Raw genomic sequence first — 26637 nt, forward strand, 5'->3', positions numbered from 1 at the left:
GGGTCCGTGCTCGAGAAGGGGCGGTAAGGGAGTGATGCGCGAGCGCGCATCGAGCCTCAGTTGGTTGGTGCAGCCTCAGGGGCGGTAGTCTCGAAGATCATGCCGACCACACCCTGGTAGCGGCCCGGGGCATAGCTGCCGGCAGCCAGCGGCTTGGCGGAAATTTCCACATCCACGCGCGCGCCGGTACGAGCCACGGCTGCCGGTACCACCTCGGTGGCAGTGGTGCTCAGGTCGATGCCGCGCAGTTTCACGTTCAGGTCAATGTTGTTGGAACCGCTGGACATCACTGCCGGGGCGCTCAGGTAGGCACTGATGGGGCCAACGGTGCTCTTCGCTTCGAGCTGCTTGCGCACGCTGCTGAGGGCACCGTTGCTCGGGTTCCAGTACAGCTCCTGGGCATCGTTCATCCAGCTGTCGCCGGCCGGTGGTACGACATAGAAGTTTTCGGTCGGCACGGTCGCGACGACGGTAACCTGATGCTGAACCGCGTCCTCGGCGAGTACGCCGGCGCTTGCGCCGAGCAATGCCAGTGGGGCGATCATCAGAAATTTTTTCATGCTGTTTAACCTCGTGTGGGGGGTGGGTGAAAACCAGGTCGAGCTCAAGGCTTGAGCTCGATCTTCTGGGTCTTGTCGCCTTCGATCAGGTCGAAGTAATACAAGCGGCCGGCCTTGCGCTCGAACGTGCGCACGCTGTTGGGCAGCACGTGATACTTGCTCGGTACCTCGCACTGCTTGCCGTCGCTGGAGCAGTCATTGAAGTTGTCGAGCACCACGCTGCTGTTGCCGTCGTTGCGGACCAGAAAGCGTTCGGCGTGGCGCTCGATCTGCGTGGCGTAGCGGGGGTGCTGGGGGCGTACGAAAAGCAGGCTGCCGTAACCGGCGAGGATGTTGACGCCTGCGGAAAGGCTTTCCCGGTACTGGTCGCTTTCTGCCTGGGAGAGGCCGAAACCATCGTCCTGCTGCGGCAGCACGGGCTCGAAACGCAGGCGGAAATAACGCTCCTTGTCTCGCTCGCCGGTGTAGAGAATGCGCATCGCCTGCATCCCCCCGGCCGGCACGATCAGGCGTGCCGGGCTGGCGACCAGAACGCGGGTTTCCACGCTGGAGCCATTGGCGATGCTGACCGGCACTTCCCTGGCCTTGCCGGAGGCGTCATAGATCAGCTCTGCAACGCTCACCCGCACGAACGCACTGGCATCGCCACTGTTGCGCACCCGTTTGAGCAGCGTGCTCTTGCTGCCGTCCAGGTAGTCGTACATGGCACCGATATTGATGTCGGCACCCGCGTGGGCAAGCGAGGGCAGGGTGAGCAGCGCTGCGAGTAGAAGTCGTTTCATAGCCTGTGCCAGTGAGTAAATGGGTGAACCTGCCGAGTCGCCATCAGGGCCAGGGCGGGCTGAAAAAGTGAGGTGATTATTCGTTCTGGCAGGGTCTGCGACTGTCGGGCGCGGCCTGGCGGGCTGTAGGAAATTTCCTAGGCTGCCGTGCGTGCGGCGGGAATGGCTGGCCCGGCCCTGGTGTAGGCGCGTGCGCTGCAGGGGCGCTGGGAAAGCGACCCTGCGGGGTTGGGTTGTTGGGGAGGGGGGCGTATCGCCGCGGGGGGCTGCTGAGCCAGCCGTGCGGTGGCGCTGCAGCGGATGACTGCTCGCAGGCCACCGATAACAGGCAGGTCATCAGGGGGTAAAACGTGAGGAGGGAGGATGCAATACCGTTCTGTGGTTCCTATCACGGCGTCGGTTGAGCACGAGGTGGCTGCGCACCACACGCGCGGTGCGTGATCAGACGGGCAGGTATCCGGAGATGCTCAGCCAGTGCAGGAGGTCGGGGCCACTCATGGGCCTGGCGAACCAGTAACCCTGACCGATGCTGCACCCCAGCTCGATCAGGTGGCGACGTTGCTCGGCCGTTTCCACGCCCTCGATCACCAGGCTCATGTCCAGCCAGTCCGCCAGTTCCTGCGTGCTGCCGATGATCGCGGCGCTGTAGGGATCCGTGCCGAGGCCGCTGATGAAATGGCCCGGCAACTTGATCTGGTCGAACGGCAGGTCATGGAGCCGTTGCAGCGAAGAAAACCCGGTGCCGAAATCATCGATGGCCAGGCCGCAGCCCATCAGCCTCAAGCGCAACAGATTTTCCAGGCTGCTTGCCGGCGCCTTGATCAGACCCTGCTCGGTTATCTCGAAGTGCACGCCCTTGGCGCTCGAGCCATAGCGATTCACGGTCCGTTCGATCCGCTCGTACAACTGCGGCGAATTCAGTTGCGAAGGGTTCAGGTTGAACGCCAGCTCCAGGGGCAACTGCCGCTTCGCCAACTCGCTGCGCAGCCGCAGCCCTTGTTCGAACAGCTGGATGAACAACTGGTCGAGCAGGCCGCAGCTCTCGATCATGGGCAGAAAACGGTCCGGGGAGAGCAGGCCGCGCTCGGGGTGGGCCCAGCGTGCCAGTACCTCGGCTCCCATCAGCTCCCGGCTGTCGAGCATGAACTTGGGTTGGAAGTGCGGTTGGAATTCGCCATTGCGCAGGCCACGTTCGATCTCGCGCAGGCTCGGCAGTTCGCATACCTCGGGTAGCCCGGGAAACGGTTGCGCCTGGCTGGCGCGGTAGCGTTCGAGCAGCGCCTGCAGGGTATCCAGCGGCAGCGGCTTGCCCAGGTCGCCGAGCACCTCGAGGCCGAGCAGTTCGACCATGCGCAGCGTGGCGCGACGCACAGGCTCCTCGCTTCCGCTATACAGCATGACCGCCTTGACCAGGCCTGCCTGGCTGGCATGGCGCAGGAACGCCAGGCCGTCCATACCAGGCATGCGCAAATCGCACAGCACGATATCGGCCGGGCCGTGCTGGCCAAGCAGCCTCAGCCCTGCATTGCCATCGGCGGCGTCGAGTATGTGGCCGACGCCCAACTGCGTCATGGCACTGACCGCGACCGAGCGTTGGAACGGGTGGTCTTCCAGAATAAGCACGCACAGGTCTCGCATCTGCCTGGCTCCCGAGTTGATAAGGCGAGCCAGTCTGGCGCCGGGTGCGCGGGCGCAGAGCAGGACGCTGCCTAACGACCTGTAGGAAATATCCTTTGTCGTGCGCGCAGGGCTCGTCTGCCATTGCGTAAAGTGCCGCTATCTTTCAGCATGGGTGACGGAGCATTCGCCCCGTGTACTGGGCAGTTTCGGGCCTTGGCGGATAAATGAGAGGTCGTATGAAAACAGTGCTCATCGTCGACGACCATCCGGTGATCCGCCTGGCAGTTCGCCTGCTGCTGGAACGCGATGGTTTCCAGATCGTCGGCGAAACCGACAATGGCGTGGATGCTCTGCAGCTGGCTCGTGAGTTCGCCCCGGATCTGGTGGTGCTGGATATCGGCATCCCTCGGCTGGATGGTCTGGAAGTCATCGCCCGCCTGGATTCGCTTGGCCTGCCACTGCGCGTACTGGTACTCAGTGCCCAGCCCAGCAACCTGTTCGCGCTGCGTTGCCTGCAGGCGGGGGCGGCGGGCTTCGTCTGCAAGCAGGAAGACCTGGGCGAACTGCTCGGCGCAGCGAAAGCGGTGCTGGCCGGTTATAGCTACTTTCCCAAGGACGCCCTGACGACGGTTCGCCACCGAGATGCCCTGGCCAACGACCAGGAACGCATCGACAGCCTCTCGGACCGCGAAATGATGGTGCTGCAACAGCTGGCCAGCGGCCTGAGCAACAAGCAGATTGGCGACAGCATGCTGCTGAGCAACAAGACCATCAGCACCTACAAGACACGCCTGATGCAGAAACTGAACGCCACGTCGCTGGTGGAACTCATCGAATTTGCCAAACGCAACAGGCTGACATGACCAGCGGGGCGTCGTGTACCTGGCTCGGTCGGGCGCTGTGCGGTTTGTGCCTATGGGTGGCCGGGGCGGTTGCCCTCGCCGCCGAGGTACAGCCGGAGACCTTGCAACTGCTCGGGCGTTCCCAGGCCGAAGTGCAGGATATCCAGCTCGACGAAGCCGACTGGCGCTGGCTGCGCCTCAGGCACGAGCTGCGTCTGGGCGTTTCGGCGCCGGACTACCCACCCTTCGACATCAGCGACAGTGGTCGCGACTACGAAGGACTGACGGCCGACTACGCGGACCTGATTGCGCAACTGCTCGATACCCGCATCAGTGTGCGGCGTTACCCCAACCGAACCGCGGCTCTGGAGGCCCTCAGCGCAGGGGAGATCGACCTGCTGGGCAGCTCCAACCAGTTCGAGGTGGAAACGGCGGGTGTCGCCCTCAGCGTCGCCTATTGCGACGACCAGTCCGTGCTGATCAGCCGTATCGGCGAGTCGCATACGGCGCAGACGCTCGCCGGCCGCAAACTCGCCGTGGGCTACGACTACCTGCCGCTGTCACGTATCGAGGCACGTTATCCGGGCGCCATCGTCGAGCGCTACGCTGCCGAGGAACAGGCCATGGCAGCCGTAGCCTTCGGCCAGGCCGACGCCATGTTCAGCAACGCCAACGTGGCGCAGTACCTGATCCAGCAGAACTACTCCAACAGCGTGCGCATCGCCCAACTGGGGCAGCCGGAAGCCATCGGTTATGGCTTCGCACTGCGCCCCGATGACCTTGTGCTCAGGCGGATCGTCGATACCGCTCTGGCAGCGATCCCCCTCGATCAACGTCAGAGCATCCAGAAACGCTGGAGCGGCGGGCAGTCGCTGAACACCGGCGGCCTGCGCCTCAGTGCGGCCGAGCAGCGCTGGCTGGCGCGCAATCCGGTGGTGCGGGTGGCGGTAGACAGTGGCCTGGCACCGCTGTCCTATGTCGACATCGACGGTCACTATCGCGGCAGCACCGCCGATCTGCTGGCCCTGATCGAGTTGCGCAGCGGGCTGAAGTTCGATATTCAGCGCAAGGTCGGTATCGGCGAACTGCTGCGGGCGGTACGCGACGGCAAAGCGGATATGCTGGCTGATTCCACGCCCGACGCCGAGCGCGAGGAATACCTGCGCTTCAGTCGCCCTTATCTGGTCAACCCCTTCGTTCTGGTCACCCGCAAGCAAGCGCAGGCGTTGGACGGCCTGGCTTCGCTTAACGGCAGGAAGCTGGCGATCCCGAGGGGGCACACGCTGCTTGGCGAGTTGCGCCGCAATTACCCGCAGATCGAACTGCTGCAGACCGGTAGCGCTCTGGAGGGGTTCACGCTGGTCCGCGACGGTGTGGCGGACGCCACCGTACATGCCCTGAGCAGCGCGAACTACTACATCCGGCGCATGTACGACGAGCAATTGCGCGTTGCCGCCGCTATCGACTTGAAACCCTCCCAGGCTGCCTTCGCCGTGCGCAGGAGCGAAACCGAGTTGCAAGGCATCCTCGACAAGGTGCTGCTCGACATTCCGCCAGACGAGCTCAATGCGCTCAACAACCGCTGGCGTACCAATGCCGTGGTCTCCACCCAGTCCTGGCGAGACTACCGTGACCTGATCTATCAGATAGTCGCCGTCGCCGTGCTCCTGCTGCTGGTCTCGCTGGTATGGAATTTCTACCTGCGCCGGCAGATCAAGCAGCGCCTGCTGGCCAAGCAGCACCTGGCCGATCAGTTGCGTTTCATGGAGGTGCTGATCAACGGAACGCCTCATCCCATCTATGTGCGCGACCGAGCCGGGCGCATGTTGATCTGCAACGACAGCTACCTGCAGGCCTTTGCCGTCGAGCGCGAAGCCGTGATCGGCAAGACCCTCGCCGACAGCCTGCCGGCCGGCCTGGATACCGACAAGGGCGACACCTACCTGGATGATTATCGCTGGGTCATGGATAACGGGCTGGCGCTGATCCAGGACCGCGAGCTGCGCATCGGCACGCGCATGCTGACCATCTATCACTGGTTGTTGCCCTACCAGGACAGCCATGGTGACGTGCAGGGCATCATCGGCGGCTGGTTGGACATCAGCGAGCGCCAGGCCATGCTGGAAGAGCTGCAAAGTGCCAGAGAGCGGGCCGATGAAGCCAATCGCATCAAGAGCACCTTCCTCGCCACCATGAGCCACGAAATCCGCACGCCGATGAGTGCAGTGCTCGGCATGCTGGAATTGGCTCTCAAGCATGCCGAGCAAGGCCAACTCGATCGCCAGGCCATCGAGGTCGCCTATGAATCGGCGAAGGACATGCTGGCACTGATCGGCGACATCCTCGACATCGCCCGCATCGAGTCAGGGCGTCTTGGCCTGGCTCCCGAGCGCGCCAACCTGCGGGTGCTGGTGGAATCGGTCGCCCGGGTATTCGATGGCGTGGCGCGGCAGAAGAACATCGGCCTGCTGCTGGATATCGATGCCAGCGTGAGCCGCGAGGTGCTGATCGACCCGTTGCGTTTCAAGCAGGTGCTGTCCAACCTGATCAGCAACGCCATCAAGTTCACCGACGCTGGTCAGGTAAGCGTGCACATCCACGGTCAGGCCGTTGGCGAGGAGCGCATAGCGGTCCAGTTGCTCGTGGAGGACACCGGCATCGGCATTTCCAGCGTCGATCAGGCACGCCTGTTCCAGCCGTTCGCCCAGGCCCGCCAGAATGGTCTGAGCAGCCGCCACGGCGCAGGCCTGGGGTTGGTCATCTGTCGCTCGCTGTGCGAGATGATGGGCGGCAGGCTGACATTGAGCAGTACACCGGGCCAGGGCACCAGGGTCGAAGTCGAGCTGAACCTGGCCACCCTGGAGCCCGCTGCGCTGGACACGCAACCTGTCCGTGAGGAAGTGCCAACTGCGCGCAGTCATCTACGGGTGCTGGTGGTCGATGACCATGCCGCCAACCGTCTGCTGCTCTGCCAGCAATTGGCGTTCTACGGGCATGAGGTCAGCGAGGCCAGTGATGGCGCATCGGGGCTGGCGGCCTGGAGCGGCGGACACTTCGACCTGCTGATCAGCGACTGCAACATGCCGGTGATGAGCGGCTACGCGTTGGCCCGCGCCATCCGCAGCGAAGAACAGGCGCAGGGTCTGCCGCCCTGCAGCATTCTCGGTTACACCGCCAATGCTCAGCCGGACGAGCGCCAGCGTTGCCTCGACAGCGGCATGAATGACTGCCTTTTCAAGCCGATCAGCCTGGTCGCGCTTGGCGAGCGCCTTGCGTCGATTCGCGCCATCGACCGTGCTGCAGAGGCGGAGCAGGGCTTCGCCGAAGCCTTCGACCCGAGCGCTCTGGATACCTTGACCGGAGGGGATCCGGCGCTCGCCCGCCGTTTGCTCGACGAGTTGTGGTCGAGCACCACCGAAGATCTACGGACGCTGCAGGAACTGGCGGCCACGGAGGACCGCGATGCCCTGGCCGAGCTGGCGCATCGCATCAAGGGGGCCGCACGTATCGTCAGCGCGCGGCCGCTGGTGCAACGCTGCGAAGCACTGGAGAACGCTTGTCGACTGGAGCCCGCCGAAGCACCCTTGCAGCCGGCCATCCAGGCGCTGGCCGCCGAGATGCAAGCTCTGTGCGGAGCGCTTGAGCGACAAGGTGCTAGAGGGAGCGGTGGCACCCTGTAATCGTTTCAGGGCGCAGTCGCAAACCGCAGCCTGTCAGGCTTTTTCCAGATCCGAAGCCTGATGCCGCTCGGGCACTTGCTGCGCTTCGTCGCCCCAGGTGCGGTTGACGCGTTTGCCGCGCTGGACTGCTTCGCGGTTGGCGATTTCCTCGGCCCAGCGCAGCAGGTGCGGGTATTCGTGAACGGCAAGGAACTCGGCTGCGGAATACACGTTGTTCCTCACCAGTTCGCCGTACCAGGGCCACACGGCAATATCGGCAATGGTGTAAGTGTCGCCCGCCAGGTAGCGGTTCTCGGCGAGTCGCTGGTTGAGGACGTCCAGCTGACGTTTGGCTTCCATGGTGAAGCGATTGATTGCGTACTCGAACTTCTCCGGCGCATAGGCATAGAAATGCCCGAAGCCGCCACCCAGGTAGGGCGCCGAGCCCATTTGCCAGAACAGCCAGTTGAGGGTTTCGGTACGGCCAGCTGGATCTTTCGGCAGGAACGCGCCAAATTTTTCCGCGAGATAGAGCAGGATCGACCCGGACTCGAACACGCGGATAGGGGTATCCGCACTCTGGTCGAGTAGTGCCGGGATCTTCGAGTTGGGGTTGACCCCGACGAAGCCGCTGGAGAACTGGTTGCCCTCGGAGATGCGGATCAGCCAGGCATCGTACTCGGCACCGCTGTGGCCCAGCGCGAGCAGCTCCTCGAGCAGGATGGTCACCTTCACGCCGTTGGGCGTGGCAAGCGAATACAGCTGCAGTGGATGCTTGCCGACCGGCAGCGCCTTGTCGTGAGTCGCGCCGGCAACAGGCCGGTTGATCTTGGAGAACTGGCCACCGGAAGCCTCGAGGTGCTTCCAGACCTTTGGCGGTACGTAGGTAGATTGGGTCATCGATTCCTCCCTGTTAGCGTCATGAACAATGCATTCGAAGCCAAGGCTATCTGGATTACGCCCGGCATTCGAATGCGTTTCATGCATGTGGATCATCGAGTCGACTGATGTTTCTTACCAGGGGCCGGGTGATCGCAGATCAGCCTGTGACCCTATCTCGAAAGGCGCTTCCCGGCCGCACCCGGCTCGCACGGCGGCGTGATGGTTTACAGCGCTTGTAAAGTTACGAGCATTGCCGCCGATAGATTTTATGAAATGTTTGGTTACGTTCGCCGGGCGCGACACGTCTCGACGAGTGACTCCCGTCCAGCGTTGGTGGAGCGCTTTTATGAAGCAAACCGAGTCCAGGCGGCATGTGCACTAACACGGTAGCTGCGTTACGCATTTGCCTGTTCTGCCTCCAGCAATCTTTGGTTGCAACTTTATTTATGGGTTAGATGTCACAGTGATATCAGAGTGATGGCTTTTGGCTATTTCTCGCGGTCGGCCGTTTACAAGAGGCTCGTCAAAGTGGCCACAGAAGCCACGTTACCCCCGAGAAACGGATTGTTCTCACCCCAAAAACATTCAAATCGACCCGTTCGGGCTCTGAGAACCTTATGAACATTCTTGCTCCTGCCATACATATAACGAGCCGGCTCCGTTTCCCGGCAAAATTCGTACTGCTCGCTGTGATAGTCCTGATTCCTTTGACTCTGCTTGGCGTACGAGTCCTCGACCAGCTCAACAACAGCATCGATGGGATCCGTGCCGAGCAGGTCGGTCAGCGCTATCTAATGGATGTCACCCCCGTCCTTCGATTGTCGATGTTGCAACGGGCGCTCACCAACCGACTGTTGAGCGGTGATCAGACGGCTCAGGCCGACCTGGCGGCCAACCAGACGAAGCTGCAGGATGCGTTCTCGAAACTGGAAATCACGGACAGGCAGCTCAACGCGACTCTGGAAACCGGCGACCGCGTACAGCGCCTGCGTTCGGGCGTGCAGCAACTGATCGAGCGGGCCAAAGGCAGTGCCGACCAGGCACAGATGTTCGATGCCTGGAACGATCAGCTCTCCCAAACGCTTAACTTCGTCTATCTAGTCAGCGCCACTTCCGGAATGGTGCTGGATGAAGACTATGCATCGCTGTTCATGATCGATCAGAGCACCTTGCGATTGCCACGACAGATCAACGTCGTCGGCCAGCTTCGTGGTCTGGCTAGCGGCCTGCGTGAGGGGCAGCCCTTGACCGATGGCACGCGCGCTTCGCTGAGCGCGCTACTCAAGCAGGAAAGCCAGATCCGCCAGGATCTCCAGCAGAGCCTTGGCCTGTTGCGTCGTAGAGAGCCCGCGCTAGCCGACAAGATTCAGTCGCCGGTATCCAGCTCCCTTCAGGCGCTGGATGGCTTCCGTGCCGACCTCGACATGCTGCTCGACTCGACGCGTGAAACCATGAATGGCACACAAGGTTTGGCGGCCAAGGGCAATGCCGTGGTAGCCGACTTGTACAAGGCTCAGGACGTCCTCCAGGACGAGCTGCTGGCCGCGCTGGATCGAAGGGTTCATGACCGGGAAGCCGAGAGGCTTTTCATCCTGGGTATGTTCATCTTCATGGGGTTGCTGCTGGTATACGCCTTCTGCGGCATCTACGGCTCGATGCGCAGAGCCATCGGTGACGTGTTGAGTGCCACGCGTCTCATCGCCCAGGGCGATCTTACCGCTCGTGTTCAGGTGCGGGGCAACGATGAAATGGCGGATGTGGGCACGGGCCTCAATCACATGGTGCAGGCGTTCGGTACTTCGCTGGCCCAGGTCGAGCGAAGCTCGCAGATGGTATCGGATGCAGCCCAGCGCCTGGGCCTGTCCATCGATCGTGCGAAGCAATCGATGAACGCGCAGCAAGGGGAAACCGAGCAAGTCGCCACCGCGATCAACGAGATGACCGCAAGTGTTGCCGACGTGGCACAGAACACCGAGGGTGCTGCGCGCGCGGCCGGACAGGCGAGTCAGGCTTCGGCCCACGGTCTTGAGGTCATGGCGGGCACCCGCATGACCATCGAAGCCCTGGCCAGCGAGGTCGATCTCAGCGCGCAAAAGGTCTCGGCCCTTGCCGTGCACAGTCAGGAAATCGGCGGGGTCATTGAAGTCATCCGCAACATCGCGGATCAAACCAACTTGCTGGCCTTGAACGCAGCGATTGAAGCAGCCCGTGCCGGTGAGCAGGGGCGTGGCTTTGCCGTGGTTGCCGATGAGGTTCGAACGCTGGCATCGCGTACGCAGGGCTCGACCGAAGAGATCCGCCGAATCATCCAGGAGCTGCAGCTCGCGATGTCGGCCGCCGTGGAGCAAATGAAGACGGGCAAAAACAGAGCGCAGGAGTGTGTGCTGTCTGCCGATCAGGCATCAACTAGCCTGGGAGCGATCAACGATGAGGTCGAGCGAATCGTCGGCATGAATACGCAGATTGCCAGCGCAGCCGTGCAGCAGCATGCCGTAGCGGAGGACATCAACCGCAACATTACCGAAATCCGTAATGGCAGCGTCGTGTTGATCGAGGGGATAGAGGAGAACGCCCTTACCGCTGATGAGCTCTCGCAGCTGGCAGGCGAGCTGCGAACGGTGGTCTCCCGCTTCAAAATCTAAACCAGGTCGTTCTAGGGCTCCGCGGCATCAAGGCCTGCCGCGGTTGCTCAGTGCAAACAGCTGTTTGCAGCAGGCTGCTAATCGTTCGCCAACTGATCGGCAAGAAACTCGACCATTGCCCGCACTCGGCGGCTTGGGTTGCTGGTCGCCGTCACGGCGTACAGATCGACGTGGGGCAGGGCGAAGTCGTCCAGAGCCGTTTCCAGCTCGCCGCTTTCCAACTCCCTATGCACTTCCCAACGATTCTTGATCATGATTCCGTAGCCCTGCATGGCCCAACTACGCAGCACGCCACCGTCGTTGGCGATGCGGTTGCCGGTGACGCGGATCGAGGCGGTCTTGCCGTTGACCAAGAAGGGCCAGGTGGAGAACGCCACGCCCGTGCGGTGCAGCAGTAAGCAGTTGTGCTCGACCAATTGCTCGGGGTGCTCCGGCTTGCCCCTGGACTGCCAATAGCCAGGTGTCGCGCAGATGATTCTTTGGCTTCGAATCAGCCCCCGAGACACCAGGTTCGAGTCCACCAAGGGGCCGTTGCGTAGGGCTATGTCCAGGTTGTTTTCGATGAAGTCGACCACTCCATCGCTCAACAGCAAGGTGACCTGGATATCGGGGTGCAGCTCCATGAACCGGTCAATGATGGGAACCAGTTTCAGGCGCCCGAAATCACTGGTTGCGGTGATGCGTACTGGCCCCCGCAGTGAGCGCTCCGGGCGTATGGCGTCGATGGAGTTGCTCCAGTCGATCAGCAGTCGCCTGGCGTTGGCCAGGAACTGTTCACCCTCGTGGGTAAACGTCAGCTTGCGTGTGGAGCGGATGATCAGTGGCGTACCTGTCTGCTCCTCCAGTTGCTGCAGGGCCAGGGTGACCGTCGAGCTGGCTACCGAGTTTCGACGGGCGGCGGCACTCAGGTTGCCTGTTTCGGCGATGCTGACGAACAGGCGTAGTGCATCGAGAGTGTCCAATCCCTGTGAGCCTCGAAGAAAGGTAGATGCTGCAAGACCATAGTTCGAGTATCTCGAAAAGTCATCTTGAGTCTGCCCCGGTTATCGAGAGGGGAAAAATGCGCCAGCATGAGCCCATCAACTAGATCAGGAGTTTCAGCAATGAATATCGATTTTAGCGGTCGCCATGTTCTGGTCACCGGGTCCACCAGCGGCATCGGCTTTGCCGCCGCCAAAGGCTTTCTCGCGGCAGGTGCGCGGGTGGTCATCAATGGGCGCAGCGAGGCGAGCGTGCAGGCCGCCCTGCAGCGGCTGGGGCCATTGGCGGCCAACGCCAAAGGCTTCGCCGCCGACCTGAGTCACGATGAAGCCTGCCAGCAACTGCTGGCTGAACATCCGAGTTTCGATGTGGTGGTCAACAACCTGGGCATCTTCAACCCGCAGGATTTCTTCGAAACACCAGACAGCGAGTGGCAGCGTTTCTTCGAAACCAACGTGATGTCAGGCGTGCGTATTTCCAGGGCCTACGCGCCCGGGATGGTGGAGCGCCAATGGGGCCGCATTGTATTCGTTTCATCGGAGTCGGCCCTGAACATTCCCGCTGACATGATCCATTACGGCTTCAGCAAAACCGCACAGCTGGCGATAGCCAGAGGCTTGGCCAAGCGCCTGGCGGGGACTGGCGTTACGGTCAACTCCGTGCTGCCCGGCCCCACGCTATCGGAAGGTGTCGCCGAGATGCTCAAACCAGCGGTGGAAAGCTCGGGCGAGAGCCTGGAGAAAGTAGCGGCGAACTTCGTCGTTGCCCATCGCGGCTCCTCGATCATCCGCCGTGCATCCAGCGTGGACGAGGTTGCCAACATGATCATCTACGTCAGCTCCGAGCAGGCTTCGGCCACCACTGGCGCGGCGTTGCGCGTGGATGGTGGCGTCGTCGACAGCATCGTTTGACGCCAAGCTAGCGCGTTCCACTTCACTTCAATCAAGAACCGACGCTGCCCGATCCGGGGCGGCGCCGTCTCGCCCGGAGTTTGTTATGAATACATCGATCATCAAGGCAATCGAAGAACGGCAGACGATCAACCTGTTCGACGCCTCGCGCTGCATCGACGATGCCCAGATCCAGGAACTGGTTCGGCTGGCTACTACCGCGCCCACCGCATTCAATCTGCAGAACTGGCGCTTCATCGCTGTGCGCAGCGCCGAGGCCAAGGCACGTCTGCGCGCTATGGCCTGGGATCAGGCCAAGGTTACCGAGGCTGCAGTGACCTTCATCCTCTGCGGGCAGCTCGCTGACCATCGCTCCCTCGAGCGCCGGCTGACGCCCAGTGTCGAGGCGGGCTTCATGCCCGAGAGCATGCTGCCGCTCTGGGAGTCGGCGGCGAAGGGGCTGTATTTCGAGCAACCCCAGCGCCAGCGTGACGAAGCGATACGCACCGCCACCTTCGGCGCGGGTACCTTGATCCATGCAGCCAAGGCGATGGGCCTGGGTTCCTCGCCGATGATCGGCTTCGATGCCGAAGCGGTGGCGCAGGCGTTTTCCCTCGCCGAGGATGAAATACCCGTGATGCTGCTGACGGTAGGGCACCCGTTGCCCGGCAACTGGCCGCAGAAACCACGGCGCCCAGTCGAGGACGTGCTGACCCTGGTCTGACGTGCCGCTCAAGGAGAACCTGGCCCTGGCTGAACGGCCTCCTGAACCGCAGCCAAACCACCAGGTGAGGTGGCAGCTGTTTTGCGTTCGAATCTCGGCAGTTGGCTGGAGTACGCAGCATCACGCATCAGCGCAAATGCCGTTCGATCCATTGCGCGACGTCGACGGTATCGATCTTCGCTCGTGCGTTGTAGCTGTCCGCCTTTGGCCATGCGACGCCCTTGCCTTCGGCGAACACCGCCCGGTACTTGCGCAACGAGTCGTCGGGCGCTGCCGCCAGCTCGGCCTTGAGTGCGGGCAGCGTCCATTCCACGCGCTGGACCTGGCGGTCGAGTAGCCGATCGACGGTGTCCGCCAGTTGCCGGTAGGTGAGGGTGTCGCCCGCGGTGAAGACGACCTGATCGACCCGCTCCGGTTCGAACAGGATGGCAGCGGTCAGACGGCCGATATCTTCCGGCGTGGTGACCGTCACGGCAGTTTCCCAGCTGCCCAACGCGCGCACGGTGTTCTGATCCAGGTCCACCACGCCGAACGCCGGCTCGAACAGAAAGCTGGTGAACATGCCGGTGGAGATGATCAGCCATTGCACCTTTGACTGACTGCGCAGCAGTTGGCGCACGTCCAGCTGTTCGTCGAACAGATTCTGCGGGCTGCCGCGGCCGATCACGTCGTAATCCACACCGAACTGCCAGGGTACAAAACGCTTCACATCCGACATCAGCGCTGCCCTGGCCAGCTTGCGCTGTATGCCTGGCCCGGCGGCGAACCCCAGGCAACTGACCAGCGTGTCGAAACCACTGAACAAGGCGGCGAGCGTCTCTTCGGCGTCGTTTGCGGCATCGGCCGACACGACCTCGATGCCCAGGTTGTCGAGTTCCTCGAGCGTCTGGCGTTTGCTTGGCGAGGTGGTGTCGAGGGCGGCTGCTCGCAGCATGACCGTTACCCGCGCTGCCGGCTGGGCGGCCAGTTCGCGCAGTACGGCCATGCCGAGTTCGCCGGCGCCGAGGACGAGAATGTTGTCGGTTTTAACGGGAGACTGTGGTTGCATCGGTTACTCGCAGTGAATGGTCAGTGATGTTTTTATCCTGTCACCATTGGCGAACATTCAGAAGAAGGCACACGAGTGATACCGCATGAACGCAATGACCGAAGAAGAGGTGATTCGCCTGTCTCAAGCCACCTGCGACGCACTGAGTGACGAGGACGACGGGCTCAAGCGCGAAGTCCTGACCCATGCGGGCAATCGCTGGTCACTGGGCATCGTCCATACACTGGGGGTAGAGGGAAAACTGCGGCACGCGGAAATCGGTCGCCGCCTGGCGGGCATTACCCAGCGCATGCTGACCCGTAGCCTGCGACAACTTGAGCGGGACGGATTGATCGCCCGTTGCGACCACGGCGAGGTGCCGCCACGTGTCGATTACGAGCTGACCCCGTTGGGGCGGAGTTTTCTGGTACGCATGGTGCCGCTGTGGACCTGGCTGCTGGAGCACGCTGAAGACTTTCGCGCAGCGCGTGTTCGATTCGACCAGGTGTGAGCGTGCCGGGGCTTATCGACGCTGGTGGTGTTTGCTGCGCCTGACTGATCGAGGTGGGCGCCTGTCACTCAAGGCGTGACCGGCTCGCCACGAAAACGCTGCAACTCTTCACGGGTCACCCGGCGGTCGCCGTCCGTGTCGGCGAGCAGCATCAGATCGACTGCAGCTTGCGCGTACTCCTGCTCGGTCACCTTGCCGTCGCGGTTGCCATCCCAGAGCTCGAGCGTTGCCTGTGCCACCGACGCCAGCACCTGGGCAGGCCAGACCATGTCAGGGTCACCCTCGGCGACCGTATAGGCTGCGATATCCTCTGCCGTGACGATACCGTCACCATCGTGATCGATGCTGCGGAAGGTCGCTGGCGCCGCGGCTCGAGCTTCCTCGACGGATAGCGCGCCATCGCCGTTGCTGTCCTGCTCACGGAAAATCTCGTCGATCCCCGCTGCGGCCACGTTGCTGGCTGCGAGCGCTAGAAGCAGGCCGCTGGCGAGCGTGCGGGTAAGCGATGGCATGTTGAACTCCCTGTAGGTCGATATGAGAAGGCGGCACGGTGGGCCGCTTCGCTCGGCACCCTAGCTGCGGCCGCGCTCATGTTCCATAGCTCACATGTGCTAGTCGGTGGGGTCGACCTGGCTGGCGGTGCATCACGCCGCCTGCGCCGCTCAGGTGCTGGTGCGGGCATTTCTCTTCTGCAGGATCATCGAGGCTTCGTTGTAGGCCGCCTGGAACGTATCGCTGCCGATCCACTGCACTGCCGTGTCTTCGTCTTCATCGTGAAAGATCGCGCGGTAGACGATCAGCAGCCCCATCATGAAGTCGGTTGCCGGGTCTTCCTCTTCCTCGGCGATCACCAGCTCCAGCACCGGGTATTGCAGGAACACCAGGCTCATTGCCAACAAGCTGATGCCCTCGGCCAGTTTCATGGCCTGGAACAGGTCATCGAAATGTGCCGGGTCGAAACCGTTCTCCTGAATATCCTTGAAATCGAAGGTGCTCAGGTCGATGTCGACATCATCGAAGGGTTCGTTGATCAGCGGGTTGGCCAGAACCGGGTGCAGGAGATTGGGCTTCGGCTTGCCCATACGGTTCTGCTTGGCCTTGGCTTTGGCCCGCTGGGCGCGTTTTTGCTGTTTGTCAGGGGAGGCCATGGGGGCGAGGTCCTTGTCCGTGCAGCCAGGATAATCGGGCGCCCATTGTATTCGGTCTCCCGCGCACCTGGCAGCCGCTATCGACCTGCCAGGCGCGAATGGCGGTTCGCGGTGTGGCCCGCGCGTCGATTGGGCAGAGGATCACGATGGCCGATCGATCAAGCCTTGCAGGTTCACGAGAATCGAGGCGGCATCGTAGGGCTTGCGAACGATGCAGACGTCTTTCAGTTCGTCGGGAAGAGCGATGCTGTCGCCGTAGCCGGTCGCGAAGATGAACGGGATCTGCAGGCGCTGCAGTTCCTCGGCGACGGCCAGCGATGTGCCCGTGCCCAGATTGATGTCCAGCACTGCCACATCCGGTCTTCGGCTGGTGAGCAGTCTCAGTGCCTCGACTTCCGAGCTGGCCGTGATCACGTCCTCGACCCCGGCGTCGGCCAGGATCTGTTCGAGACCGACCGCAATCACCAACTGGTCCTCGAGTATCAGCACGCTGGAGTTGGCCAGGTCCTTGAGGTCCAGGGTCGGCAGGGCGATGAGCGCTGCCGGTTGCTCGGTCTCGGCCGGGTCTGCGAGAGAAAGATGTTTGGCCGGAATCTTGAAATGGCCCCTGAGGCCCTCAGGCAAAAATTCCAGGGCACTGGTGCCACCGAGGTCGAACGGGATGCTACGGTCGATCAGCACGGAGCCGAAGCCGGTATGCGCCGGTGCTCTGACGGGCGGGCCGCCGGCTTCTGTCCATGCGATATCGCAAGCGCCGCCAGCATCGACTGACCAGGTGACCACCAGCTTGCCGCTCGCGCGAGACAGCGCGCCGTACTTCGCGGCGTTGGTCGCCAGTTCATGGAGAACCAGTGCCATGACCGAGTAAGCCCGGGCATCGAGCACCACATTGGGCCCGTGCAGCTCGATCGCATCGGCGGACGTGCGGTAAGGCGACAGTTCGGCATTGAGCAGCGCCGCGAGACTGCCACCGCCGTCGCCACGCACGACCTGATCGTGTGCCAGCGCCAGTGCCTGGATGCGGCCCTTCAAGGTCGCTACATAACCGCCGAGGGTTTGCGCCTCCGCGGTGGGGTGGGCCACCAGGGCGCCGATCAGCGCGAGGATATTCTTGACCCGATGGTTCAGCTCCTCGTTGAGCATGCGCTGGCGCACGTCCGCCTTCAGCCGCTCGTTGGCGAGCAGCTCGCTGTTGTGCAGCACGACCTCGACGATCGCAACGCGAATGGCCTCGCCGAACTGGCGGTCCTGCTCGGTCCAGGGCAGTGACTGGTGATGCACCGTCTCTTTCCAGATGGCGAAGCTCCTGCGAGGCGTCAGGCGTTCACCAAAGGATCCGCTCTCGTAGGTCTTGTTCGGGTCACCCGCCCAGTCCAGGGTTTCGACCACTTCCTTGCGGAACAGGATCAGGTAGTCCCTTGGGTGCTGAGACATGGGAATGACCAGCACGCCCGAGACGTCCGAGGCGTAATCCTGGGCAGCCACGTGCGCCATGGAAAGGCGATTGGAGGCCCAGGTACGGCCCTGCGCGACCCCTTCGATGAAGCTCAGCAACGCCGGAGCGGCGAGCTTGGGCGGGGTCAGCCCCTCCTCGGACCAGCGGCCCTGCAACAACATGCCGATCCCGTCGCAGGGGATCAATGCCTTGAAATCCGTGATGCGCGAGCGGAAGAACTCTTCCATGTCCGTCGCGCTGTTGGCATCGAGCAGCAGGGTATCGAGCACCTGACGGGTCTGGGCAACGGCCTCCAGCTTCTGCCGGGCGCGCAGCGTCTCGATATGCATGGAAAGAAATTCGCCGAACATCTCGGCCGCCACCCGCTGCCCCATGGTCAGCGTGCGCGGTGCGTAATGGTGGCAGGCGATCAGGCCCCAGAGCGCCCCATCGATGATGATCGAGATCGACATCGATGCGCCCACACCCATGTTGCTCAGGTACTCGCAGTGAATCGGCGAGACACTGCGCAGATGGGCGTAGGACAGGTCCACCGGCTCGCCCGACAGGTCCAGCGCGGGCAGCACCGGCACGCTTTTGAACCTGACATCCGAGATGATCCGGATCGGGTTGCGCAGGTACAGGGCGCGGGCCTGCTGAGGGATATCCGAGGCCGGGAAATACTGCCCCAGGAAACTCTCCAGGTCGCTGCGCTTGGACTCGGCAATCACCTTGCCGGCACCGTCGGCGCCAAGCTGGTAGATCATCACCCGGTCATAGCCAAGCATGGCGCGGACCATGCGTGCCGAATCGCGAAAGAGTTTGTCGGTCCGATCGATCTCGCGGACTTGCGCGATGAGCGTGCGGGCCAGCTCGATCGGTTCGGCGATGCTCGCGCCGCAGGGCTCGAACTCGATGATCGCGGTGCCCTTGAACAGATGCGCCGCGATGTCGAAGGTCCGGCCCGACGCCAGCGTTAGGCCGAATGTCAGCACCGGGCGCGAGCCTTCCCGGGTACGGGCAAGCGAGTTGCGTATCGAATGAGCGGCCTCTACCCCGACCACCGCTTCCAGTCGCTGGTCGTTCAGATCGCCTGCCGCACCGAGCATGTCCGGGGCATTGGCGGAATGACGCAGGACGATGCTCGCCGATGCGTTGCAGGCCAGCAGGCAGCCGTGCGGCTGGATGCTGCCCGGAAATTGGATCGCCTCGCGATCACAGTTGGTCAGGTTAACGCGAGGTTCGAGAGTCATTGGCACTGCCGGTTGATGGAAGGCCGGCTGCCTGAGTGGCTACCGAAGGAAATCGAGCGGTGAAAAACACCGCAAAATCAGTTTATAGGGCAATCCAGCGTTCGTCACTGCAGGACAACTCAGGGCGGTATCGCCGAGGTTCGGCGTGCTTGCACGACATTCATGACGATTGGCTGCACCCTCACCCTCCTTGGCAAAGAACCGGAAACAGTCGCTGGCCATGGCCTTTGCGGGGCCCGTACAGCGTTGGCCATGTCGGTACTGTTCATGAGGAAGCGAGCGCGATGAACGAGTACGAGAATCCAGATCACTCGGATGTGGCAGCCCGGCACTACCAGCAGACAGCCGAGCCATTCACTGCGCACTTTGCACGGGCGGCTGCACGAACGGGGGCGCAGGTGATGGACGGACAGGCACTCGACCCCGTTCTACGCGACGTGCTGTCGAGTCTGTTCGCTTCGTCAGCCACCGCGGCGTTCAGGCTGCATGCAGCACCGCCGCCATCCACTGGCGAGCCATACCGGCAGGCCGTTCAACGATCTCCTGTCAACCGGTCGTTGAGGTTCCGGTGAGGTACGCAGGTTGCGTGTCGTGAAGCGGGCGCGCGATATTCAGGGCGTGTTTGACGGCCTGGAGTTCCTGAGCGGTGAAGCGTTTTCTGCCCAGACCGTAGTGGGTTCCGCCAGGGGTCATGTGCGATGAAAAGAGCCCGGTCAGCTCCTCGCCAGTCTGCTCCAGAAGCAGCTCCATATGGGCCTCGTTGCGAGTGTTCGCCACGAGATAGGTCAGCCCTTCCACGGTCGACTTGCCGCACCACGACACCTCATCCCAGGCCAGCATGCTTCCTTCTTCGGTCCATATCGTGTGCAAGCTCCAGGTAGAGGTGCCCTGCGCCAATCCTTCGAGTGCGGGGATCAGGCGCTCGCGCGAGAGGATCTCGAGTTGATACCTCTGCGTGTGGATGAGGGCGAAATTCGCATCCTCCGCTGTGCGCATGGCAGCTGAGCCGGGGCTGATTACCCTGGCTGTCAGAAGATAGCTCGAGGCGATTTCCGAGGGTTGTTCGCTCCAGCCATTCAGGTCGGAAACAGGCGGGCACCATATGAGGCGTATGGTTTCTCCCATGCAGGGCTGATCATCTTTATCGAAGTGCGCGAATGCGGTGCCGGGTACGCTCGGCAAAAGGGCTTCGAGGGCAACGGTAGGAGCGCGGTGATCGATGTTCGGGCTATTGGGCCAAAAAATCGGGCAGTAGGTCTTCACGGATTGGCTGTCCTTCGCAAACCGGGTTGAGGCGTTGCATTATCGCCGTAAGGCACTGGAGAGCGCCCGTGCAGTTCGGGTGACCGTCATATGCGCTGCGGTCGGCTCAAGGCGGCTCTCAGTCATGGCGGGTCTTGAGAATTTCATCGCTTACGAAACCTATCCCGCATCGGTCGCAATACAAGCCACCGACCAGTTGTTCGAGTGGTGGTGGCTTCAGCGAATCGAGATTGCATTCATCGACGGCAAGCTGATCCGTACGTCGATAGCCCGCGCGTTCTTCACCATCGAAGCGCGCGTTCGGACTCAGCGCTCCTATCAGGATGTCTTTGGGCCTCACGTGCTGTGGCGATCCACAGCGAGGGCAGCACTGATTGTCTGGGGTCATGGCAGGGCCTGATTCGATCTGCTGGCAGCTTAGGCATGTTGAGGCCTTTATCTGTTCTCGAACGGCTACTGGCCTTTATGCCGGTCGTTCAGGTACGTGGCCATTGCGGCAAAGCGTCTGCGGGTTTCGGTCTCGAAGAGCTTGTTGACCATCGGATTCAGCAGCCACCCCAGCCATTGTGGACGCAGGCGCAAGCTGAACGTGTAGGTCAGTTCGGACTTGTCGTTGTCGAGGTCCCGATGATGCAGCGAGGCAGCCCACTCCTGGAAGCAGCCTTGAGGAGCCACCAGCACCGCGGCCGCTAGGTGAGGGGGCTTGTAGTTGACGAAGCGCGTACGCATGGCAAACAGGCGCTTCCAGCCACGGCCCTGATTACAGGAGATGGCACCTACATAGGGATGGCTGCTACCGTCCTCGACTGCAGCGTGGGACAGCAGGCTATCCCAGTGCATCCGCACCCGATGGTCGTGAAAGGCTTCAAAGGCCACTGCCGAGGGGCAGGGCATGATCAGCTTTATTTTGCGTATGGCCATGCGTCAATGCTCGTCCGTTGGGCTTGCGAGGCGCCTACCCGTACTCTATCGCAACCTGCTCTGGAGCGTTCGCTTCGGGCAAGGGTGCTGCGCTGTGTATCTGGACGCGCGATGGCAATTTAGACCACTTGAGCAGGAGTGGCTGCCCTCCGTATTCGCTTTCGCATCCCAATGCTTCACCAAGATTTAGCAGAAACGTCCCTTCATCGATGCGGTCGGTTGAAAGGCAGGCTGCTCGCGTGCTGATTATCCGCTGCTGAGCTTACTTGCCAGACGAAGATGTGAATGACGGAGGACGTGATGTTTCAGAATCGCCACGGTGTTGGCCGGCAGGGTCGAAACGCAATGGTCTGCATGGCGCTGTTTTCCGCGCTGGCCCTTCAAGTGGGGTGTTCGGCGGAGGAGGAGACGGCCCAGGCCAAGGCCGTCACGCCGGGGGCATCCGTCGAGAGCGGGGCATCGACCAAGCTGGCGCCCTTGAGCGAGCAGGACATCACCGGGGCCAAACTGCCGGGTGAGTTGGTGTGTTCCTTCTCGGTGGCGGGTAATGCCTATCTCCATGTAGCGGGCAACGTTGCCAGTACGGCCGATGCGCAGGGCGTGGCGAAGCTCGGTGACCGTGTCGAGGCGATTCAGGCGCCTGGTGGCTTCGACGGCATGCTGCACGGCACGACGTTCAAAGGCGATCGACTGGCGATCGAGGTCAAGCTCAATGGCGACGCGGAGGGTGGCGGCGGCGGTGAGTCGCCTCACCATGCCGCTACCGCGACCTACCTGCTCGAGGACAACCCGAGCCGCACCCTCGAGGGGCGCTGGCAATGCGGACCTTGAACCAGCCGAATCGGTCGCTCGTGTAGAGGCTCATGGCGATGCGGCGAGGACCACGATCACCACCGGGTGATTCGTGGCCTGTTCGGGCCTTCAGAGCATTCTGAAGGCCCTGCCCATGACCCAGGGCGCTGCTGTTCCTAGCGAAGGTCCAGTGCCACACGGCTGACGGCCTCGACCACTTGCCTTGCGCCTTGCTGAATGTTGGTGATCGCGACGCCCGCCTGTTCAGCCAACTCCAGGCCTTTGCCGGCCTGGTCGCGGCTCTGTTGGATATTCACGGCCGCGCGCTTGGCCAGCTCCTGATTCTGATCGACGACGTTGACGATCTCCTGAGTCGCGGAACTGGTTCGTGCCGCCAGCTTGCGGATTTCATCCGCGACGACGGAAAAACCGCGCCCTTGCTCGCCCGCCCGCGCGGCTTCGATCGCCGCATTCAGTGCGAGCAGGTTGGTCTGTTCGGCGATGCCACTGATGGTTTCCACGATGGCGCTAATCAACACCGACTGCGAGCCGAGCGCGTCCATGCTCTGGGTGACGGACTGCATCTGCTCGGCGATCTTTTTCATGGCCACCACGGCCTCTCCGACCACGGCAGTGCCGTTTTCCGCGCTTACATCGGTGCGTTGCGATACCTCGTAGGCGACCTCGGCGGCATGTTTGACTTCGTTCTCTTTCTCGACCTGATCGGTTACCACGCTGGCGAACTTGGCCACTTTGTAGAGCTGGCCTTTGCCATTGACGATAGGGTTGTAAGTGGCTTCAAGCCAGACGGTCTTGCCCTTCTTGTCGATACGCCTGAATCGCCCGGCGACGAATTCGCCACGGTTGAGTTGGTTCCAGAACTCGGTGTAATGGGGCGAGGCGATGTCTTCGGGCGTGCAGAACATTCGATGATGCTTGCCTTCGATTTCATTGAAGGCATAGCCCATCGAGTTGAGAAAGTTCTGGTTGGCCGAAAGAATGCGGCCATCGAGCGAGAACTGGATGACGGCAGTGGATTTGGTCAGCGCGGCCGAGAGCTCGAGGCCATCGAGTGACTCGATGTCCAGGCCATCACTGAATACATAGCCCAGTATGGTTCGCTTCCCATTGTCGGTTCTCGAATGGAACCAGCGGATATTCAGCTTGGTGCCAGCCCTGCTGGCGCCGTGATAGTTGCATTGCAAGGGCAGCACATCTTGCGGGTAAGGTCCCGCAGCGAGGCCTTTCAATTTGGTTTTATCCAGTTCGCCAATGCAAAGCAGATCGAAAATGCCTTTTCCCAGCAGCTGTTCACGGGCGAGGCCCATCAAGCCGCACAGTGCATCGCTTACCGAGATGACCCTGCACTCACCGTCGAGCTTGATCGTCGGGCACTGCAGTTCCAAAAGCTCCATGGCCTGCTGCAACTGCTCGAGATCGTTAGCCAGTTTCGTCAGATCATGCTTCAGATGTCGATTGAACATGCTCGCTCCTAAAATGAGTGAAAGTGCCTACTCAGGCGTCTATCTGGCTCTGCACATATGCATGATGCAGGTTGCAGCTTCTCTCGCGGCTGGAGTGCCATCGCGATGCTTGGGGTTGGTTTGTCTGCGCCTGCAGTGAGTTTTCGTTTGAACTGAACTGGGTGAACGCAACGTACGGCCGCGCAAGAGTCGCTGTAACGGTTGCACCTGCGGCGAAGAAACTCAGCAGGTGGTGCTGACTCTGTTCTTTCCGGTGTGCTTTGCCCGGTACAGGCATCGGTCACCGCGCACGAGGATTTCGGACAGCGGCTCTCCCTTCGCGAACGGGACCAGCCCAGCGCTGATGGTGAAGCCCACGGGAGACCTCTCACCGTGCCTGACTGCATCCAGCAATCGTTGCGCATAGGCCAAGGCGGTCTGCTCGGATAGCGTATCGATGACCACCGCGAACTCTTCACCGCCAATGCGCCCGTAGACAGCACTTCCCTCTACGGCCCGAAAGCAACTCGCCATGGCACAGAGCACTTGATCGCCCACATCGTGGCCATGGGCGTCATTGATCTTTTTGAAGTCATCGACATCAATCATCAGAAAGAAGCCCCCGGGCCTGGTTTCCGTGAAAGTCTTCAGCTTTTCCATCAAGGCACGCCGGTTGTAGATCGAGGTCAGGTAATCCGTTTCGGCAATCATTCTGTAGTGCGCCTCGCCCGCCAGCGTGTCTTCCAGTGACTGCCAGTAAGTTCGGTTATTGATCAGCCCTAGCGAAATGGAACTCACGAAGAGAACGGCGATGTAGGTCTGGTCTGAACTGCCTGACAAATTCTCGGTTAACGGAAAGACGATGGCCCAGGTTGCAATGGCCGCGATCACGAAGTCTATTTTCTTCCGAATCAAAAGCGATTCACCTGTCACGCAGATGATTGAGAATGCAAGAGAGAAATGGGTGTGCAGGTAGGGCTCCCTGTCGAATAAAAATTTATAGCTGAGTACGAATACGGCAACGAACAACAGGCCGCTGAAACGCCACGCAACTATCGATTTCGCGTACGCCTGCATGAGAAGAAGAAAAAACAGGGCCACCAGGGGAAGCAACGTGAACGCCGAGAAAAAATCCGCGCCACGAATCAATTGCACAATCCCCCAACTCATTATTGCCAGTAACTGAGTAGTGGCGATTCCTTTGCGCAGCAACGCGATCGTTCGTTGCTGATCCAATGTCAGGGTAATCATAGTCACTCATCAAAGGAGCCAAGCTCTTGAACCTCACCCAGTTCTACGCTGACGAGAGTGATGGCAAATGTGCAGGCCATCATCGTTCGCACGAAAGACTCGAACTTCGGGGTTACTTCGACGATATTTTTATGATTTTTGAAATAACCTCTGGTTTCGCCCTCTCGAACCAGTCGCATCAGGTGCGTACTGGATACGCATAACAGTGAAGACAATGCCGCGTAGGTTGAGGATTTGTAACCACCCTGTTCGTTACGGTTCTTCGACATGTCGATGTACAGCGCAAGTACCAACATGTAGCCGCCATCTCTGTTCAACATCCAATGCGCGTCCGGGACGATGATATCCAGCGTGCATCTGGCATCGAGAAGCTGTGCGAAGCCTCTCAGGAAGTGCTCGGACCTGCATGACGAGTTGGAGGTAGTGAGAAACCTCAGATTCTCCATGCTCAATGACGCCAGGGGTAGCAAATGGGTGTCCAGAATCGCTTTCGTTTCGGCCAGAGCCTGAGCCGATGGTTCGTATACGCGCAGGCGCCCATTGCTGGGATGGGTAATTATGGTCATGCGCTTGGTGATCAGGAAGAATGAAAAGTAGGACTCCAATGTATTCTTTGACAAATACCCACGTTCTTCACAGAAAGACCTTACGACGGAAAGCGTCATGCCTTTGGTCGAATAGAACTTCGACAGCAAGGCCAGCGCCACCATGTAGCGATCGCTCTTGAAAAGTGTTTTATAGAACAGAGGGTTTAATTTGTACCTGGCCATCATCAGGTCGTAGTGATCGTTGATGACCGCTTCGATATCGCTATTCAGTAATTGTTTAGTGATACGATCTACACGTTCCCGAATGCATGCGTGTTTCATATAGGCCTCAGGCCACACGATAATTCATAGATGTCATGTGGCTATCATTGAGGGCTCACTATACACAGGCTTCGGAGTAACGCCACGATTACCCAGAAATGTTCCAGAAATCGCTGCTACCCTTGAAGAAATAGGGCGCGCGCCCAAAAAACGCGCCAAGCTGAACCGGGTGGGGCGCCGCTTGTTCATGCGCAAGGATTATCAGGCGCTGGTTTCTGTTGGCTGCAAAGTGATTCCCGTGCGCGCAACAGGCTTCTTTCGAGATCGAGCATCACCTGCATGACCAAGAGCCTGTTTCTGAGTTGCCCGTCACTGAATACACGCACGGCAATGACGTTTCCATCCAGGTCTTCGCAGACAATGGTAAGTCGGTCGGGCTGCCGCTCGGTGTTGACGTTGTAGATGCCTTGGAAAGTACGCGTCAGTGATTTAAGAAGAAGGTTCATAGGCACTCGATTGATTCCTGACAAAATCCGCAACCCGCGCGAATAACTCGCGGATTCGAATAAGTGCAGGCTACGCATCCACTCATGGCATATCCATGCTGCCCGAGTAACCATTTCTGGGTGATTCAGCATCTACCATGTTGAACGCCGGCATGAAACGGGGAACTACGAAAGATTATTCGACCCGATCTTCAAAGGCGATAGATGTATCGAAGTTGATCAGCAGATAACTACAGTTTGTATAGGGATATATCGATGCTTATCAGGCCTCCTGTTGCGCATTCAGGCAGGAGAGAATCACTCGATTGATGGCGTCGAATAACTGTTGGTCCATGCGCAGCATGGCTTCGCCAGCCAGCAGAATACTGAAGACCGAACCCAAGGCGATGCCGATCACCAGCGGGCAGGCCCAGTTACCGAGCACCTTCGCCAGCCGGCGCTCAGACCCCGTGCGCATGGCTGGCATGGCCTGCTCGAACATACCCCAGGGCACGGCGCAGTGCGTTGCCGCGGCGCTGGCGGGCGCAGCGATCCAGTACCTCGGCCGCAGCGGGCCGGGCATGGGTTTCGCGCATCAGCAGGTAGGGGTAGCAGCGCAACGCCCATTGCCCTCTCAGGGCGGCACGCGGCGGGACCGGGTGCATGGTATGCACGGGAAGGGCGCGCGCCTTGCCGC

Annotated in this window: 25 protein-coding genes; 8 read left to right on the forward strand and 17 right to left on the reverse strand. The window is 60.9% G+C overall.

Annotated elements, in window-relative coordinates; genetic code table 11:
* Window positions 1-56: 56 nt before the first annotated feature.
* The 3 genes from FHR27_RS01890 to FHR27_RS01900 form a co-directional block, all read right to left on the reverse strand.
* Window positions 57-560 (reverse strand): CS1 type fimbrial major subunit, encoded by a 504-nt coding sequence (locus tag FHR27_RS01890; protein WP_179537623.1) that lies wholly within the window; start codon window positions 558-560, stop codon window positions 57-59.
* A gap of 44 nt (window positions 561-604) precedes the next feature.
* Window positions 605-1342: a molecular chaperone gene (locus FHR27_RS01895; RefSeq protein ID WP_179537624.1), complete on the reverse strand. Its 738-nt coding sequence runs from the start codon at window positions 1340-1342 to the stop codon at window positions 605-607.
* 441 nt (window positions 1343-1783) lie between these two features.
* Complete coding sequence (locus FHR27_RS01900) at window positions 1784-2980, reverse strand: EAL domain-containing response regulator (RefSeq protein ID WP_042552087.1); 1197 nt, start codon at window positions 2978-2980, stop codon at window positions 1784-1786.
* A 218-nt stretch (window positions 2981-3198) separates the two neighbouring features.
* Between FHR27_RS01900 and FHR27_RS01905 the strand changes: the two genes are divergently transcribed.
* On the forward strand, window positions 3199-3825 hold the full coding sequence (locus tag FHR27_RS01905; RefSeq protein ID WP_179537625.1) for a response regulator transcription factor: 627 nt from the start codon (window positions 3199-3201) through the stop codon (window positions 3823-3825).
* Window positions 3822-7484, forward strand: coding sequence for a transporter substrate-binding domain-containing protein (locus tag FHR27_RS01910; RefSeq protein WP_179537626.1), 3663 nt, complete (start codon window positions 3822-3824; stop codon window positions 7482-7484). The genes FHR27_RS01905 and FHR27_RS01910 overlap by 4 nt, the downstream gene beginning before the upstream one ends.
* 33 nt (window positions 7485-7517) lie before the next feature.
* On the opposite strand, the gene yghU is transcribed toward FHR27_RS01910, so the two are convergent.
* On the reverse strand, window positions 7518-8363 hold the full coding sequence (gene yghU, locus FHR27_RS01915) for a glutathione-dependent disulfide-bond oxidoreductase (RefSeq protein ID WP_179537627.1): 846 nt from the start codon (window positions 8361-8363) through the stop codon (window positions 7518-7520).
* 599 nt (window positions 8364-8962) lie between these two features.
* Between yghU and FHR27_RS27390 the strand changes: the two genes are divergently transcribed.
* Window positions 8963-10987: a methyl-accepting chemotaxis protein gene (locus FHR27_RS27390; protein ID WP_179537628.1), complete on the forward strand. Its 2025-nt coding sequence runs from the start codon at window positions 8963-8965 to the stop codon at window positions 10985-10987.
* Window positions 10988-11064: 77 nt separating this feature from the next.
* On the opposite strand, the gene FHR27_RS01925 is transcribed toward FHR27_RS27390, so the two are convergent.
* Window positions 11065-11949, reverse strand: a complete 885-nt coding sequence (locus FHR27_RS01925) for a LysR family transcriptional regulator (protein WP_179537629.1) — start codon at window positions 11947-11949, stop codon at window positions 11065-11067.
* Window positions 11950-12090: 141 nt separating this feature from the next.
* On the opposite strand from FHR27_RS01925, the gene FHR27_RS01930 reads away from it, so the two are divergent.
* Window positions 12091-12879 carry an SDR family NAD(P)-dependent oxidoreductase gene (locus tag FHR27_RS01930; protein WP_179537630.1) on the forward strand — a complete coding sequence of 263 codons (789 nt, stop codon included), beginning with the start codon at window positions 12091-12093 and terminating at the stop codon, window positions 12877-12879.
* Window positions 12880-12964: 85 nt separating this feature from the next.
* Complete coding sequence (locus FHR27_RS01935; RefSeq protein WP_179537631.1) at window positions 12965-13582, forward strand: nitroreductase family protein; 618 nt, start codon at window positions 12965-12967, stop codon at window positions 13580-13582.
* A gap of 127 nt (window positions 13583-13709) precedes the next feature.
* On the opposite strand, the gene FHR27_RS01940 is transcribed toward FHR27_RS01935, so the two are convergent.
* On the reverse strand, window positions 13710-14630 hold the full coding sequence (locus FHR27_RS01940) for an aromatic alcohol reductase (RefSeq protein ID WP_179537632.1): 921 nt from the start codon (window positions 14628-14630) through the stop codon (window positions 13710-13712).
* A gap of 94 nt (window positions 14631-14724) precedes the next feature.
* Here FHR27_RS01940 and FHR27_RS01945 point away from each other — a divergent pair, with 94 nt between their 5' ends.
* Window positions 14725-15120: a winged helix-turn-helix transcriptional regulator gene (locus FHR27_RS01945; RefSeq protein WP_042552121.1), complete on the forward strand. Its 396-nt coding sequence runs from the start codon at window positions 14725-14727 to the stop codon at window positions 15118-15120.
* Between the two features lie 68 nt (window positions 15121-15188).
* Here FHR27_RS01945 and FHR27_RS01950 read toward each other — a convergent pair whose 3' ends face one another.
* The 4 genes from FHR27_RS01950 to FHR27_RS01965 all read right to left on the reverse strand — a co-directional run bounded on the left by FHR27_RS01950 (window position 15189) and on the right by FHR27_RS01965 (window position 20219).
* Window positions 15189-15632 (reverse strand): EF-hand domain-containing protein, encoded by a 444-nt coding sequence (locus FHR27_RS01950; RefSeq protein WP_179537633.1) that lies wholly within the window; start codon window positions 15630-15632, stop codon window positions 15189-15191.
* Window positions 15633-15782: 150 nt separating this feature from the next.
* Window positions 15783-16268, reverse strand: coding sequence for a hypothetical protein (locus FHR27_RS01955; protein ID WP_179537634.1), 486 nt, complete (start codon window positions 16266-16268; stop codon window positions 15783-15785).
* A 141-nt stretch (window positions 16269-16409) separates the two neighbouring features.
* Window positions 16410-18956 carry an HWE histidine kinase domain-containing protein gene (locus tag FHR27_RS01960; protein WP_179537635.1) on the reverse strand — a complete coding sequence of 849 codons (2547 nt, stop codon included), beginning with the start codon at window positions 18954-18956 and terminating at the stop codon, window positions 16410-16412.
* Window positions 18957-19502: 546 nt separating this feature from the next.
* A complete protein-coding gene (locus tag FHR27_RS01965) occupies window positions 19503-20219 on the reverse strand; it encodes a hypothetical protein (RefSeq protein ID WP_179537636.1) in 717 nt (238 codons plus the stop codon).
* A 124-nt stretch (window positions 20220-20343) separates the two neighbouring features.
* On the opposite strand from FHR27_RS01965, the gene FHR27_RS01970 reads away from it, so the two are divergent.
* Complete coding sequence (locus FHR27_RS01970) at window positions 20344-20619, forward strand: hypothetical protein (RefSeq protein WP_179537637.1); 276 nt, start codon at window positions 20344-20346, stop codon at window positions 20617-20619.
* A gap of 53 nt (window positions 20620-20672) precedes the next feature.
* Here the strand turns inward: FHR27_RS01970 and FHR27_RS01975 are convergent, their stop codons facing one another.
* Window positions 20673-21140, reverse strand: a complete 468-nt coding sequence (locus FHR27_RS01975; RefSeq protein ID WP_179537638.1) for a hypothetical protein — start codon at window positions 21138-21140, stop codon at window positions 20673-20675.
* Between the two features lie 300 nt (window positions 21141-21440).
* Between FHR27_RS01975 and FHR27_RS01980 the strand changes: the two genes are divergently transcribed.
* Window positions 21441-21971, forward strand: a complete 531-nt coding sequence (locus FHR27_RS01980; protein ID WP_179537639.1) for a hypothetical protein — start codon at window positions 21441-21443, stop codon at window positions 21969-21971.
* 137 nt (window positions 21972-22108) lie between these two features.
* On the opposite strand, the gene FHR27_RS27395 is transcribed toward FHR27_RS01980, so the two are convergent.
* The 6 genes from FHR27_RS27395 to FHR27_RS02010 form a co-directional block, all read right to left on the reverse strand.
* Window positions 22109-23416 carry a PAS domain-containing methyl-accepting chemotaxis protein gene (locus tag FHR27_RS27395; RefSeq protein ID WP_179537640.1) on the reverse strand — a complete coding sequence of 436 codons (1308 nt, stop codon included), beginning with the start codon at window positions 23414-23416 and terminating at the stop codon, window positions 22109-22111.
* 222 nt (window positions 23417-23638) lie between these two features.
* On the reverse strand, window positions 23639-24646 hold the full coding sequence (locus FHR27_RS01990) for a GGDEF domain-containing protein (protein ID WP_179537641.1): 1008 nt from the start codon (window positions 24644-24646) through the stop codon (window positions 23639-23641).
* Window positions 24647-24648: 2 nt separating this feature from the next.
* Complete coding sequence (locus tag FHR27_RS01995) at window positions 24649-25515, reverse strand: hypothetical protein (RefSeq protein ID WP_042552106.1); 867 nt, start codon at window positions 25513-25515, stop codon at window positions 24649-24651.
* 185 nt (window positions 25516-25700) lie between these two features.
* Window positions 25701-25961, reverse strand: a complete 261-nt coding sequence (locus FHR27_RS02000; RefSeq protein ID WP_179537642.1) for a hypothetical protein — start codon at window positions 25959-25961, stop codon at window positions 25701-25703.
* Window positions 25962-26223: 262 nt separating this feature from the next.
* Window positions 26224-26418 carry a hypothetical protein gene (locus tag FHR27_RS02005; protein WP_179537643.1) on the reverse strand — a complete coding sequence of 65 codons (195 nt, stop codon included), beginning with the start codon at window positions 26416-26418 and terminating at the stop codon, window positions 26224-26226.
* Entirely contained in the window at window positions 26402-26605 is a 204-nt protein-coding gene (locus FHR27_RS02010; protein WP_156152640.1) for a hypothetical protein, read from the reverse strand. Before FHR27_RS02010 ends, FHR27_RS02005 begins: the two co-directional genes overlap by 17 nt.
* Window positions 26606-26637: the final 32 nt, after the last annotated feature.

The organism is Pseudomonas flavescens (assembly GCF_013408425.1).
Classification (GTDB): domain Bacteria; phylum Pseudomonadota; class Gammaproteobacteria; order Pseudomonadales; family Pseudomonadaceae; genus Aquipseudomonas; species Aquipseudomonas fulva_A.